The following is a 13,470-nucleotide window of genomic DNA, read 5'->3' as shown; positions in this document are numbered from 1 at the left end:
TTCCGCGCAGCGGGAAAAACCGGTCCCCGTTTCTCATCGGAAACAGGTGATTTCCGACAATCCCGACGATCGGCGCAGCGTCCCGCCACGGCCCCGCGCCCAGACAATCAGCCCCCACCATCATCGTCCTCGCACCGGCGCCATGCCACTTGCGATCGAGGGGCAGGAGAACCCATGAAAAAACGCATTCCGCCGGCCATCTTCATCTTCATTGCGATGCTGCTGGGCATCCTGGTCGGCTACCTGATCTTCAGTCATCTGGACAAGGCCCAGGCCAAGGAACTGGCCGGCTACATCTCGATTGCTTCCGACCTGTTCCTGCGCCTGATCAAGATGGTCATCGCACCCCTGGTGTTTTCCACCCTGGTGGTGGGCATCGCCCATATGGGTGACGCCAAGTCGGTCGGCCGCATCTTCGGCAAGTCGCTGGCCTGGTTCTTCATCGCCTCGCTGGTCTCGCTGGCACTGGGCATGATCATGGCCAACCTGCTGCAACCGGGCGCGGGTGTGGCGCTGCCACCGCCTGACGCGGCTGGCGCCGGCCTGGCCACGGGCAAGTTCACGGTCAAGGAATTCTTCAACCACCTGGTCCCCAAGTCCATCGTCGAGGCCATGGCCCAGAACGAAGTGCTGCAGGTGGTGGTGTTCTCGATGTTCTTCGGTATCGCCCTGGCGTCGCTGGGCGAGCGTGGCAAGCACCTGCTGGCGGTGATCGACGATCTGTCGCACACCATGCTCAAGATCACCGTCTATGTCATGAAGTTTGCCCCGGTGGCGGTGTTTGCGGCGATGGCGGCGACTGTGGCGGTCAATGGCCTGGAGATCCTGGTCAGCTTCGCGGTCTTCATGCGTGACTTCTATTTCTCGCTGGTACTGTTGTGGGCCATCCTGATCGCGGTGGGCTTCGTGTTCCTGAAGAAGCGCATCTTCCGCCTGCTGGCGCTGATCAAGGAAGCCTTCCTGCTGGCTTTCGCCACGGCCAGCTCGGAAGCTGCCTATCCCAAGCTGCTCGATGCGCTGGACCGCTTCGGCGTCAAGCGCAAGATCTCCAGCTTCGTCATGCCGATGGGGTATTCCTTCAACCTCGATGGCTCGATGATCTACTGCACCTTCGCCACGCTCTTCATCGCGCAGGCCTACGGCATCCACCTGCCGATCTCGACCCAGATCACCATGATGCTGGTGCTGATGCTGACCTCCAAGGGCATCGCCGGCGTGCCGCGTGCCTCGCTGGTGGTGATCGCCGCGACCCTGCACCAGTTCAACATCCCCGAAGCGGGCCTGCTGGTGATCCTGGGTATCGATACCTTCCTCGATATGGGGCGCTCGGCCACCAACGCCGTGGGCAACTCGATTGCCTCGGCCGTGGTCGCCAAGTGGGAAGGTGGTCTGTTGAGCGAAGAAGAAGCGGCGCGTGCCGAAGCCGAGATCGAACAGGAAGCCGAAGCCACGCTGCACAACGAAGCCTGAACAGGCCCTGGTGATGTGAATGCAATGCCGTCCAGTCTGTCGCTGGACGGCATTGTTCGTTTCAGGCCGGCATGGCTTCCTGCTGCTTGACCGCGACCCACTCCTGCAGGGTGATCTCGATGGTGATGAAGGACAGGTTGGCGCCGCGCACGAAGCGGCCGGCGAAGATCTTGCCGTCAGTGTCGGCCACCACGCCCTGTAGGGGATGGGGATTGCCCTGGCCATCGGAAAAGCCGATCTCGCCGAAGACATTGAGGATTTCCACGCCCGGTCCGTTGATCTCCATCTCGCGTGGGCCGTTCGGGGTGGCGTATTGCAGGTGGGCATCGATCAGGCTGCCGATGGCGCCGCGCACGATGGCGGTCTTCATGCCGTGCTGGCGGCACAGCGCTTCCACGCTTTCAGTCAGGTCCTGGTTGGGTTTGAGGCGGGCCATCACGAGCTTGCCGAGGCGGCCTTCTTCTACGTGGATAGGGGGGGTATGGTCGTCGCGTGTCGTAGTGTCGTTGGCGTGGAGAGTCATCATCATTCCATGGGTGTCGGATGCAATAGACTGAAGTGCGTCTCTTCATCGCTGTTGACGACGAAGGCGCCCCGGGAGAACAAGCAAAGGCGGATGATGAGCGGATCGTCGCCCACTTCCACCGTATCGAGCAGGAGATGGCCGCCGTGGAGGGCGCCGTCACCGTCGATGAATCCTGAATGGCAATGCAGTAAAACCTTTCCGTCCTGGTTCTGGCCCACCGTGATGGCGCCGGTGATGAAGGTGATCACCCCTTCGAGCACATGCGGCGGGCCGTAGTCATAGGGACGGCTGGCGTCCCCGGTATGTTCGATGCGGTGATAGTGCAGCCGCCGTGCCGTGCCACCGCACATGCGGCCCACGCCGCCGCGCTGGCCATAGCGCGCCAGCACGCTTCGCAGCGACTCGCCCACGGAGCTGCCCGGTTGCAGCGTGATGCGCAGTTCCTCGGCCGGGTCGGCCTCCAGGTCCAGCGTGCGCGGATAGCTTTGCTGGCCTGCGTGCAGGAACTTGCGTACCTCGACGAAACCGGTGCCGGCCGCGGCCTGGGCGGTCTTGTTCGTCAGCTTCATAGGCGGTATTCCCCCTGTTCTTCCAGCAGTGCCTTGATCTGTTTCTTGACGATCTTGCCGTAGCCGGACTTGGGCATGTTGTCCCAGTAGACAAAGCGACGTGGCCACTTGTACTTGCCGATGCGCTCTTCCAGGTGCGCCAGCAAGGCGGCGCTATCGACCTGCTGGCCGGCCTTGCAGACGATCACCGCCAGGCCGCTCTCGCCCCACTTGGGGTCGGGCACGCCCAGCACGGCCACCTCCGACACGGCCGCGTGCGTGAGCAGGGCTTCCTCGATCTCGCGTGGATAGACATTGGAACCGCCCGAGATGTACATGTCCGAAGAACGGCCGGTGATGTAGAGGAAACCATCCTTGTCCACATGACCGAGGTCGCCGGTATGGAACCAGTCATGCTTGAAGGCCTTGGCATTGGCGTCCGGATTGTTGTGGTATCCCATGAAGACGGCCGGTCCACGCACGCAGATTTCACCGGTCTCGAAGGGCGCCAGTTCCTGGCCGTCGTCGTTGAGGATGGCGATCTGCATGCCGGTACGCGGCATGCCGCAGGTGCCGACCCGCGCCTGCGGATGGGCGTCGTCGTCGAAGTGCAGGTAGGGCGGCAGGAAGGTGATGTTGCCGGTGACTTCGCCCAGGCCGTAATACTGCACCAGCACCTTGCCCAGTTTTTTCAGCGCATACACCTGGTCGGCGCGGTACATGGGTGCGCCGGCGTAGATGACGTGCTTCAAGGACGAGTGGTCGTAGCGATCCACCGATTCATCCTCGACCAGGATCTTGACGATGGTGGGGACCGTGAAGAGATTGTCCACCTTGTATTTTTCCACCAGCTGCCAGGCTTCCTCGACCACCAGCCGTTCGGACGACAGCAGGATGCTGGCCGCGCCACGTGCGGTGTTGATCACGGCGTGGATACCGGCACCGTGCGACAGCGGTGCCACCACCAGCGAACGCGATTGATGGTTCAGGCCCGGCATCAGGTCGGCCAGGTGGTTGGTCACGACGAAGGCCATCTGGCCGTGCGAGAGCACGCCTGCCTTGGGATGACCGGTGGTGCCGGAGGTATAGAAGAACCACATCGGGTCTTCGTAATCGACTTCCACTTCGCGGAAGCTCTCGTGGCCACCCTCGGCCACCAGTGCCTCGAAATCCAGCTCGCCGGGGCGCGCATCGGCCAGGGCGATGACATGCTCCAGCGCCGGCGAGGCCGCCTTGACGGCATCCACGTAATTGGCGAAGCCACGGTCGTAGAGCATCACGCAAGCGCCGCTGGACTGGCCCAGGTAGGCCGCTTCAGGCGGTGTGATGCGGAAGTTGGTCGGTACCCAGACCATGCCCATCTTGAAGGCGGCCCAAGCGCTCTCGAAAATCTGCTGGTTGTTGCGCGAATGGACCAGCATCTTGTCGCCCTTCTTCACACCCCGGCGGGTGAGGGCGTGGGCCAGCGCATCGACGCGGTCGTTGATCTGCTTCCAGGAGATGAGCCTGTCGCTGCCATCGGCATTGCCCTGCGACAGTATCAGACCCGGCTCATCCGGAAAACGGCGCGCCACGTCCGACAGCAGGCGGCCCAGGTTCATCACTTTCGTTAACATCGTCTCACTCGTCCCGATTCGTTCTAATGGAAATTGGCGTGGCGCTTCGTTCTTGTTTTTGTTGATACTTCGTGTTCCTGCGCGTCGTTCGCTGGTGCAGCGAACGACGCGCTGTTACAAGCTGCAATTTGCAACTGCAATCAGTTCACGCGCTCCAGGATGCTCACATAGTTGGCCACCGCTGCGCCGCCCATGTTGAACACGCCCGCATAGCGCGCATTGGCGATCTGCATGTCGCCAGCATCATGGGCCGCCTGCATGGCCGCCATCACGTGCATCGAGACACCGGTGGCGCCCACCGGATGGCCCTTGGACTTCAGGCCGCCGGACGGATTGACCGGCAGCTTGCCGTCCTTGGCGGTGATGCCCTCGGCAATCACGCGCGCGCCCTGGCCGTGCGGGGCCAGGCCCATGGCTTCGTATTCCAGCAGCTCGGCCACGGTGAAGCAGTCATGGGTTTCCACCAGGGACAGATCATTGAGCGACAGTCGGGCCTGACCCAGCGCATTCTTCCAGGCCAGTTCGGCGGCTTCGAAGCGGGTCGGGTCGCGGCGCGACAGCGGCAGGTAGTCGTTCACATGCACCGCTGCGCGGAACTGCACGGCACGCGGCATGGACTTGGCCACGTCGGCGGCACTGATCACCAGGGCGGCGGCACCGTCCGAGATCAGCGAGCAGTCGGTACGCTTGAGCGGGCCGGCCACGAACGGGTTCTTCTCGGAAACGGTACGGCAGAAATCGAAGCCGAAGTCCTTGCGCATATGGGCATAGGGATTGGACAGGCCGTTCTTGTGGTTCTTGGCGGCGATCATGGCCAGTGCATCGGACTGGTCGCCAAAGCGGTCGAAGTAACTCTGCGCGATCTTGCCGAACACGCCTGCGAAACCACCGGGGATGCCCGCTTCTTCCTTGGCGTAGCAGGCCTTGAGCAAGACCTCGCCCACCTGTGGGGTCGCCAGTTCGGTCATCTTCTCGAAGCCGATCACCAGCACGTGTTTCGATTCACCCGCCTTGATCGATTGCAGGCCCGAGTGGATTGCCGCCGAGCCGGTGGCGCAGGCATTCTCCAGGCGCGTGGCCGGCTTGAAGCGCAACTGCGGCAATGCATTCATGACCAGCGACGAAGGGAAGTCCTGGTACAGGAAGCCGGCATTGAAGGTGCCGACGTGGATGGAATCGATATCTTCCGGTTGCAGACCGGCATGTTCGATGGCGGCCTTGGCGACCTGGCCGATCAACACTTCCGGATCGATGCCGTCGAGCTTGCCGAATTGGGAATGGTGCCAGCCGGTGATGCAGGGTGAGGATGCAGAAGCAGTCATGGTGTGTCCTTGTAAGACTTGGTCGGTGGAGCCTGGTCGCTCCGGTTCACACGGGGGCAATATGCAAATTCGGTGCCAATGTCTTCCACTGCAGTGCCAATGCGATTGCCACGTGCAGCAAGCTCGTCGCCATCGCCATGCGATTGCCACAAGAGTGAGGCGCCACTGGTCGCCGACGGTCGCAGGCGGGGTGTGCCCCTGCCCGGGCCGGCATCTTGCCCGTCTCCTGAAAGCTCGACGCAAAGGCGCGCCGGCTCTCGCTTTGTTGTTGATTCTGATGCGGTGTTGCGTCGTCAATAAGATCGACCATGGGGCGGTGCTGAATCCTGCAGGGCAGGAAACCGCTGCGCCAGCGGCCGACCGGATGAAGATAGCACGGACTTTACGTTAACGTAAATCATTGCGCTGCAACACAAAACAATTGCCCGGCAGCAGCGCCTCAGGTGTCGACACCTGCAACATCCCTGCGACAGGTTGGCGACAGTGCATGCGACAGGTGTCGCAGCAGGGCGGCATCAAATAAATTGCAGGCGGTGCCGCCCCTGCCCTTGTCCTGCGCAGCCTTTATCGCAGAGAATACAGGCGCAATGCAGATGACCATGAGGGACATCGCCATCGCGTCGGCCCGCTCCGACGGCTTGGCATCCTAATTGCTCTATCGATGCATGGGCAGTGTTGACAACCCGGATACAGGGGGCTGCACGCCAGGATTTCGCGGCAGCTGAGTGGCACCGGAATCAGCAGATTCATAAATACAAACAGACAAACAGGAGACAAGACAGATGGATCAATCCACTGGTAAATTCACGCGCCGTCATTTTCTGAAGACCGCCTCGGTGGCCTCGGCTGCTGCCGCCACCGGCATGGTGAGCACCTCCGCCCATGCGGCCGAGTTCACCTTCAAGTATGCCAACAACCTGCCCGTGACCCACCCGATGAATGCGCGCGCCAAGGAAATGGCCGCTGCCATCGCCGAGCAGTCGAAGGGCCGCATCGAGCTGCAGCTCTACCCCAACAACCAGCTGGGTACCGATACCGACATGCTCTCGCAGGTGCGTGCCGGCGCCATCGATTTCTTCACCCTCTCGCCGCTGATCCTGGGCACCCTGGTGCCTGCCGCGCAGATTTCCGGTATCGGCTTCGCCTTCAAGGATTACAGCCAGGTCTGGCCGGCCATGGACGGTGAGCTCGGCGCCCATGTGCGCAAGCAGATCGAAGCCAAGTCCACCCTGTTCGCCTTCGAGAAGATCTGGGACAACGGCTATCGCCAGATCACCAACAGCACCCGTCCCATCAAGGTCGCCGACGACCTCAAGGGCATGAAGCTGCGCGTGCCGCCGAGCCCGCTGTGGACCTCGATGTTCAAGGCCTTCGATGCTGCGCCGACCTCGATCAACTTCGCCGAAGTGTATTCGGCCCTGCAGACCAAGATCGTCGAAGGCCAGGAAAACCCCATGGCCATCATCTCCACGGCCAAGCTGTACGAAGTGCAGAAGTACTGCTCCATCACCAACCACATGTGGGACGGTTTCTGGTTCCTGGGCAACAAGAAGTCCTTCGAACGCCTGCCCAAGGACCTGCAGGACATCGTCACCCGTGCCATCAACGAAGCCGGCATGAACCAGCGCGCCGACGTGCGCAAGCTCAACGACTCGCTGGTCGAGGAAATGAAGGGCAAGGGCCTGGCCTTCAACAATGCCGACGCCGACTCCTTCCGCGCCAAGCTGCGCAGCGCCGGCTTCTACGCCGAATGGAAGAAGAAGTTCGGTGACGAGCCCTGGGCGCTGCTGGAGAAGTACACCGGCAAGCTGGCCTGACGCACCGTCCGGCCTGAATGGACCACGCCACCGCCCATTCCGGGCCGTGGCGTCGTCCGCCCCGACTTTTTTCGCTGGAGCTTGATGATGGAAGCTGCAATGACTTACCGCGCCCCGGTCAACATGAATCCGTTTGCGCGCGCACTGGTGGGCTTGAATCGCATGGTCATGCATGTGGTGGGCGCGCTGGCCGCCTGCCTGGTACTGGCCGAGACGATCGTGCTGCTGACCGGCGTGATCTACCGTTACGCACTGCACGACCCCCTGGTCTGGTCCGATGAACTGGCCTCGATCCTCTTCATCTGGCTGTCCATGCTGGGTGCCGTGCTGGCCCTGGACCGCGGCGAGCACATGCGGCTCACCGCCATCATCAACAAGTGTTCCGAGAAAGGCCGCATCTGGCTGGAAACGGTGGCGGCGCTGGTGGTCTGCATCTTCGTATTGATGGTGATCCACCCGGCACTGGACCATGCGGTCGAGCAGATGCCCATCACCACCCCGGCCCTGGAAATTCCCGACGGCCTGCGCGCTGCCGCCTTGCCGGTGGGCGCCATCCTGATGCTGCTGGCGGCCGTCTCGCGCATGGCCGCCCTGACCACCATGCGCCTGCTGCTTTCGGCGCTGGCGGTGGTGGCCGTGATTGCGGGTGCGCTGTGGCTGGCGCAGCCGGTCCTGATGGCCATGGGCAACTACAACCTGATCGTGTTCTTCGTGCTGCTGATTGGCGTGTGCGTGGCTGGTGGCATCCCCATCGCCTTCGCCTTCGGTACCGCCACCATGGCCTATCTCGCCCTGGCGACCAATGCGCCGCTGATGATCGTGGTCAGCCGCATGGACGAAGGCATGTCCAGCCTGATCCTGCTGTCGGTACCGCTGTTCGTGCTGCTGGGCTCGCTGCTGGAAATGTCGGGCCTGGCCAAGACTCTGATCGATTTCATGGCGGCCCTGCTGGGCCATGTGCGCGGCGGCCTGCAATACGTGCTGCTGGGCGCGATGTTCCTGGTCTCCGGCATCTCCGGTTCCAAGGCAGCCGACATGGCGGCCATCGCGCCGGCGCTGTTCCCCGAAATGAAGAAACGCGGCTCCAAACCGGAAGAACTGGTGGCCCTGCTGTCGTCCTCCGGCGCCATGACCGAGACCATCCCGCCCAGCCTGGTGTTGATCACCATCGGCGCGGTCTGCAGCGTCTCGATCACGGCGCTGTTCATCGGTGGCCTGATGCCGGCGGCCATCGCCACCATCGCCATCGCCGTGGTGTGCTGGATGCGCGCCCGCCGCGAGCCGATGCCGGACGTGCCGCGCGCACCCCTGTCGCTGATCATGAAGACCCTGATCGCCGCCATTCCCGCCCTGGCGCTGCCCATGCTGATCCGCGTGGCCGTCATCGAGGGCGTGGCCACGGCCACCGAGGTCGCCACCATCGGCGTGGCTTATACGGTCGTGGTCGGCCTGATCATGCACCTGTTCATGAAGCACCTGAACTTCAAGCGCCTCTATCCGATGCTGATCGAAGCCGCTGCACTCTCCGGCGCCATCCTGCTGATCATCGGCATGGCCACCGCGATGGCATGGGCGCTGACGCAGTCGGGCTTCTCCTCCAAGCTGGTGGCGTTGATGCAGGGTGTGCCGGGTGGCGGCGCCGGTTTCCTGCTCATCACCATCGTCATCTTCATCGTGCTGGGCAGCTTGCTGGAAGGCATCCCCGCCATCGTGCTGTTCGGACCGCTGCTGTTCCCGGTGGCGCGTTCACTGGGCGTGCATGACGTGCACTATGCGATGGTGGTGATCCTGGCCATGGGCATCGGCCTGTTCGCACCGCCCTTCGGCGTCGGCTTCTATGCCGCCTGCGCCATCGGCAAGGTCTCGCCCGACGGTGTCTTCAACCGGGTCTGGGGCTATCTGGCCGCGCTGGTTGTGGCGCTGCTGGTGGTGGCCTTCGTGCCCTGGATTTCCATCGGCTTCCTCTGATCCACTCACCGGTCATGCGAGCGATCAGGAAACTTCCATGATTGATTTGCCAACGACGACTTAGAACACGGCGGCCCCTTACCCCATCCCTTCCCGGGGCCGCCAACATCCACGGAGACAATATGAATCGCAATGATAGCGGCGCCCGCGTGGCGCTCGTGACGGGCGGAGCCATGGGCATCGGCGCCAGCATCTGCCAGCAACTGGCGGCCAAGGGCCACACCGTGCTGGTGGCTGACATCAACCTGCAGGCAGCCCAGCAGACTGCCGACGCGCTGGTAGCCGCCGGTCACCGCGCAGCCGCGCTGCAGATGGACCTCGGCAATCCGGAGTCCATCGCGGCCGCCTTCGCCCACATCGAGAAGGACTATGGTCGCTGCGACGTGCTGGTCAACAATGCCGGCGTGGCACGTACCTATTCCTTCCTCGATTACCCGCTCGACAACTGGCTGCAGACCATGAACGTCAATGTCACCGGCGTGTTGCTGGCAGGTCAGCATGCGGCGCGTCTGATGGTCAGGAAGCAGTGGGGCCGCATCGTCAATATCTCGTCCATCTCGGGCATCCGCGCCGGGGCCGGCCGCACTGCCTACGGTACCTCCAAGGCCGCGGTCATCGGCCTGACGCGCCAGATGGCGATCGAACTGGCGCAATACGGCATCACCGTCAACAGCGTCGCTCCCGGCCCGGTCGATACCCCCATGACCCAGGCCATGCATTCCGAGCAGACCCGCGAGAGCTACTACCGCCTGGTGCCCATGCGGCGCTACGGCACCACCGACGAAATCGCCTCGGCCGTGAGTTATCTGGCCTCCGAGGAGTCGTCCTACATCACCGGCCACGTGGTACCGGTGGATGGCGGCTTCGTCGCTGGCGGCGTGCTTGAGATCTGAGGAGCGCCACCATGAACAAGCTGATGGAAGGCAAGGTCATCATCGTGACCGGCGCCGGTTCGGTGGGCGAAGGCTGGGGCAACGGCAAGGCCGCTGCCGCGCTGTATGCCCGTGAAGGCGGGCGGGTGCTGGCGGTGGATCGCAGCATCGAAGCCGCGTTGCAGACTCGCGAAATCATCCGCAGCGAGGGCGGGGTCTGTGAAGTGCTGGCGGCCGATGTCTCAAAAAGCGCCGACGTGAAGGCCATCGCCGATGCCGCGATGGATCACTTCGGCCGGGTGGATGTGCTTCACAACAATGTCGGCATCGCCGAAACCGGCGGACCGGTGGAGACCAGCGAAGAGAGCTGGAACCGGCTGGTAGCGGTCAACCAGACCAGCCTGTTCCTGACCCACAAGCATGTGCTGCCCATCATGGAAAAGCAGAAGAAGGGTGCCATCGTCAACATTTCCTCGCTGGCGGCACTGCGCTGGATCGGCTTTCCCTACCTCGGCTATACCGCGACCAAGGCCGCCATCCTGGCATTTACCAAGAACGTGGCAATGCAGTACGCGCCCATGGGCATCCGCGCCAACTGCGTGCTGCCGGGCATGATGGATACGCCCATGATCCGCGAGCCGCTCAAGGCCGCCTATGGAGGCGATATCGAAGAGATGCGCGCCAAGCGCAATGCGCAATGCCCGATGGGCTTCATGGGCGACGCCTGGGACGTGGCGCATGCCTCGCTGTTCCTGGCATCTGATAACGCGCGCTACATCACGGGACTGGACCTGATCGTGGATGGAGGGCTGTCGCTGCGTTGCGCCGGATGAGTTGAGCAGGTTTGTTTGTTGGCCGCAGGCGGGCGGGCGTGGAAGCCGACCTGCCGCGGTTTGAACCCGGGCGTCCAAGAGCGTCCGGGTTTTTTTATGGCGCCGTTGGCTGCATCTTCCGCCACACCTCCACCGCCGTATCGGCAAAGGTACGAATACAGGGATTGGTATTCTCCTTGTTCCAGATCACGGCGACTTCGACCAGTGGCGCGTCGATCAGGGGTTTGAAGACGGTGGTGTCCAGGTGCATGGCCTGCATCGACGTCGGTACCAGGGCTACACCCAGGCCTTCGCCGACCAGGTTGACGATGGTCTGCTGCAGATTGGCTTCCAGCACGATGCGCGGACGGAAACCTCGCGACTGGCAGTGGTTGATGATGAGGTCGAATACCACCGGCGCGATCGTACGGGGGATGCTGACGAAAGGGTCCTCCGCCAGTTCTGCGGCGGAGATGGCCTCCTTGCCGGCCAGGCGATGCTCGCGGGGTAGCACCGCCAGCAGGGGTTCGGCATAGATGGTGTGGCTGTCCAGGCGGCTACAGTCCTCCGGGCGGTACATGATGCCCACATCCACCTTCTCATCCTCGATGTCGGTGGCCAGCAGGTTGGGGACGTATTCGGTCAGGCGCATGTCCACCTCGGGATAGGCGGCGGAATAGTGGCGCGTCACCGACGGCAGGATGTTGTAGGCCGAGGACATCATGAATCCCACCTTCAACGCACCGCTCTTGCCGGTGCTCGATGACGAGACATTACGTTTCGCCCGTTCCAGTGCCTTGAAAATTTCTGTAGTGTCGCGATAAAAATATTTGCCGGCCGAGGTCAGCTGGATGGCTCGTTTGCTGCGGTCGAACAATTGCGCGCCCAGCTCCCTTTCAAGGGCCGCAATCTGCCGTGTGAGCGGCGGTTGCGAGATATGCAGCAGCTCCGCCGCGCGTCCGAAATGCAGGGTTTCTGCTACGGTGCGGAAATAGGTGAGGTGTCTCAACTCGATCATTTGATACCTTCAAGGTATTGATTCTGTCTGTACATTGTATTGGAAGTCATGGGATTGTCTGGCTATTCTTTGCCGCAGACGTGCCATTGCGACACTTCTCCGGGCCGGCCACAAGCCAGACCCCGCGCATAAAGAGCCGCTCCGAGGGAAGACGGTTCGACAAAAAAGCAGTTCAAGACAGGAGACCATCATGCCGACACCCCCGGTAGAACAGCCCATGGCTGAGAGTGACGTCCAGACCGCCGATACTGCCCATACTGCCCGCAGCCACCGCTGCGCAGCTTCCCGCACCGCGCCGCGCTACCGTGACATCGACCAGTTGGCTGCGGGTGACGAGCTCATGCGCGATCTGGTGGAGCGCGGCAAGCGCCTGATCGATCGCGGCATTCCGGTGTTGATCCTGGGCGAGACCGGTACCGGCAAGGAATACCTGTCGCGCGCGCTACATGACTACAGCGCGCGTCGCCAGGCGGCGTGGGTGGCGGTCAATTGCGCCTCCATCCCGGAAAGCCTGGCCGAGAGTGAACTGTTCGGTTATTGCAAGGGGGCCTTCTCGGGCGCACTGCCAGGCGGCATGAAGGGCAAGGTGCAGCAGGCCGATGGCGGCACGTTGTTCCTTGATGAAATCGGCGACATGCCCTTCGCCCTGCAAACGCGGCTGCTGCGGGTGCTGTCCGAGCGCGAGGTGATCCCGCTCGGTGCAATGCGACCGGTATCGGTCGATGTGCAACTGATCTGCGCGACCCACCAGGATTTGAAGACGTTGATCGGCGAGGGACGCTTCCGCGAAGACCTTTATTACCGTGTCGCGGGTGGCGTGCTGCGACTGCCAGCCCTGCGCGAACGTGCCGACCGTCGCCGGCTGGTGATGCAGATGATTGCCGACGAGCTGGGGGAGGCTGCCGACGAGAACGTCATCGCCCCGGCGGCCCTGCAGCGACTACTGGCCTATCCATGGCCGGGCAACCTGCGTCAGATGCATGCGGTGATCCGCTACAGCTGCGCGGTGATGAATGGCGGTCGCATCGAGTTGTGCGACCTGCCCGAAGAATTGATGCAATTCCAGGCGGTGCCGCTGGCCCAGGTCCATTCCATCGGCTGCACCGCCCAGATCCGCCCCTTCGCGTCACGAGCCGAAGGGGACGCCACGTCCGTAGTGCTTACCGGCGATCCGTACCGGGACGAGCGCACGCGCGTTATCGCTGCCTTGAATGGCAGTCGCTGGAACATCTCCGCCGCTTCGCGGCAACTGGGAATGTGCCGTGCTTCGCTCTACCGCAAGCTGAGGCAACTGGACATCCCGCACGTACGTGACCAGGCCATGCCGGCTTATGCCGTTGCCTGAAACGATCTAAATCATATAAACGATATGCGGACCGCGAGTGCGGTACCTGCCCAACTTCTTTAGGAAATTCATGAAAGTCTTCTACGACAAAGACGCAGACCTGTCCCTGATCAAGAACAAGAACGTGACCATCATCGGTTACGGTTCGCAAGGTCA

12 protein-coding genes are annotated in these 13,470 nt (G+C 62.5%); 6 read left to right on the top strand and 6 right to left on the bottom strand.

Annotated features, from left to right (window positions below):
• Positions 1 to 174 precede the first annotated feature (174 nt).
• The gene (locus tag HWE04_RS20630) at positions 175 to 1,470 is read left to right on the top strand and encodes a dicarboxylate/amino acid:cation symporter (RefSeq protein ID WP_006461993.1); all 1,296 of its coding nucleotides are present in this window, start codon (positions 175 to 177) and stop codon (positions 1,468 to 1,470) included.
• Between the two features lie 61 nt (positions 1,471 to 1,531).
• Here HWE04_RS20630 and HWE04_RS20625 read toward each other — a convergent pair whose 3' ends face one another.
• From HWE04_RS20625 to HWE04_RS20605, 5 genes are all read right to left on the bottom strand, one after another.
• Positions 1,532 to 1,993, bottom strand: a complete 462-nt coding sequence (locus HWE04_RS20625; RefSeq protein ID WP_241813573.1) for a PPC domain-containing DNA-binding protein — start codon at positions 1,991 to 1,993, stop codon at positions 1,532 to 1,534.
• Positions 1,994 to 1,995: 2 nt separating this feature from the next.
• Complete coding sequence (locus tag HWE04_RS20620) at positions 1,996 to 2,565, bottom strand: PCC domain-containing protein (RefSeq protein ID WP_006461995.1); 570 nt, start codon at positions 2,563 to 2,565, stop codon at positions 1,996 to 1,998.
• Positions 2,562 to 4,178 (bottom strand): acyl-CoA synthetase, encoded by a 1,617-nt coding sequence (locus HWE04_RS20615; protein WP_342222443.1) that lies wholly within the window; start codon positions 4,176 to 4,178, stop codon positions 2,562 to 2,564. Before HWE04_RS20615 ends, HWE04_RS20620 begins: the two co-directional genes overlap by 4 nt.
• Positions 4,179 to 4,300: 122 nt before the next feature.
• A complete protein-coding gene (locus HWE04_RS20610; RefSeq protein WP_077234772.1) occupies positions 4,301 to 5,482 on the bottom strand; it encodes an acetyl-CoA acetyltransferase in 1,182 nt (393 codons plus the stop codon).
• Positions 5,483 to 5,528: 46 nt separating this feature from the next.
• A complete protein-coding gene (locus tag HWE04_RS20605) occupies positions 5,529 to 5,792 on the bottom strand; it encodes a hypothetical protein (RefSeq protein WP_139347006.1) in 264 nt (87 codons plus the stop codon).
• A 472-nt stretch (positions 5,793 to 6,264) separates the two neighbouring features.
• On the opposite strand from HWE04_RS20605, the gene HWE04_RS20600 reads away from it, so the two are divergent.
• From HWE04_RS20600 to HWE04_RS20585, 4 genes are all read left to right on the top strand, one after another.
• Complete coding sequence (locus HWE04_RS20600) at positions 6,265 to 7,299, top strand: TRAP transporter substrate-binding protein (RefSeq protein ID WP_006461998.1); 1,035 nt, start codon at positions 6,265 to 6,267, stop codon at positions 7,297 to 7,299.
• 84 nt (positions 7,300 to 7,383) lie between these two features.
• Complete coding sequence (locus HWE04_RS20595) at positions 7,384 to 9,267, top strand: TRAP transporter large permease (RefSeq protein WP_241813571.1); 1,884 nt, start codon at positions 7,384 to 7,386, stop codon at positions 9,265 to 9,267.
• A gap of 122 nt (positions 9,268 to 9,389) precedes the next feature.
• Entirely contained in the window at positions 9,390 to 10,160 is a 771-nt protein-coding gene (locus HWE04_RS20590) for an SDR family NAD(P)-dependent oxidoreductase (protein WP_006462000.1), read from the top strand.
• A gap of 11 nt (positions 10,161 to 10,171) precedes the next feature.
• Positions 10,172 to 10,972 carry an SDR family NAD(P)-dependent oxidoreductase gene (locus HWE04_RS20585; RefSeq protein WP_077234770.1) on the top strand — a complete coding sequence of 267 codons (801 nt, stop codon included), beginning with the start codon at positions 10,172 to 10,174 and terminating at the stop codon, positions 10,970 to 10,972.
• Positions 10,973 to 11,066: 94 nt separating this feature from the next.
• On the opposite strand, the gene HWE04_RS20580 is transcribed toward HWE04_RS20585, so the two are convergent.
• Positions 11,067 to 11,969, bottom strand: a complete 903-nt coding sequence (locus HWE04_RS20580; RefSeq protein WP_077234769.1) for a LysR family transcriptional regulator — start codon at positions 11,967 to 11,969, stop codon at positions 11,067 to 11,069.
• 190 nt (positions 11,970 to 12,159) lie between these two features.
• Here HWE04_RS20580 and HWE04_RS20575 point away from each other — a divergent pair, with 190 nt between their 5' ends.
• Positions 12,160 to 13,314, top strand: coding sequence for a sigma-54-dependent Fis family transcriptional regulator (locus HWE04_RS20575; RefSeq protein WP_241813570.1), 1,155 nt, complete (start codon positions 12,160 to 12,162; stop codon positions 13,312 to 13,314).
• Positions 13,315 to 13,470 lie beyond the last annotated feature (156 nt).

It is taken from the genome of Herbaspirillum sp. C7C2 (assembly GCF_022627865.1).
GTDB lineage: Bacteria > Pseudomonadota > Gammaproteobacteria > Burkholderiales > Burkholderiaceae_D > Herbaspirillum > Herbaspirillum frisingense.
The sequence above is the reverse complement of the archived record's forward strand: the minus strand, read 5'-3'. Positions and strand labels throughout refer to the sequence as shown.

Bases quoted from the DNA above. Each gene is read 5' to 3' on its own strand.
- HWE04_RS20625 (WP_241813573.1), bottom strand. From the start codon at position 1,993: ATGACTCTCCACGCCAACGACACTACGACACGCGACGACCATACCCCC.
- HWE04_RS20590 (WP_006462000.1), top strand. From the start codon at position 9,390: ATGAATCGCAATGATAGCGGCGCCCGCGTGGCGCTCGTGACGGGCGGA.
- HWE04_RS20630 (WP_006461993.1), top strand. From the start codon at position 175: ATGAAAAAACGCATTCCGCCGGCCATCTTCATCTTCATTGCGATGCTG.
- HWE04_RS20580 (WP_077234769.1), bottom strand. From the start codon at position 11,969: ATGATCGAGTTGAGACACCTCACCTATTTCCGCACCGTAGCAGAAACC.
- HWE04_RS20585 (WP_077234770.1), top strand. From the start codon at position 10,172: ATGAACAAGCTGATGGAAGGCAAGGTCATCATCGTGACCGGCGCCGGT.
- HWE04_RS20605 (WP_139347006.1), bottom strand. From the start codon at position 5,792: ATGGTCGATCTTATTGACGACGCAACACCGCATCAGAATCAACAACAA.
- HWE04_RS20610 (WP_077234772.1), bottom strand. From the start codon at position 5,482: ATGACTGCTTCTGCATCCTCACCCTGCATCACCGGCTGGCACCATTCC.
- HWE04_RS20575 (WP_241813570.1), top strand. From the start codon at position 12,160: ATGCCGACACCCCCGGTAGAACAGCCCATGGCTGAGAGTGACGTCCAG.
- HWE04_RS20595 (WP_241813571.1), top strand. From the start codon at position 7,384: ATGATGGAAGCTGCAATGACTTACCGCGCCCCGGTCAACATGAATCCG.
- HWE04_RS20600 (WP_006461998.1), top strand. From the start codon at position 6,265: ATGGATCAATCCACTGGTAAATTCACGCGCCGTCATTTTCTGAAGACC.
- HWE04_RS20620 (WP_006461995.1), bottom strand. From the start codon at position 2,565: ATGAAGCTGACGAACAAGACCGCCCAGGCCGCGGCCGGCACCGGTTTC.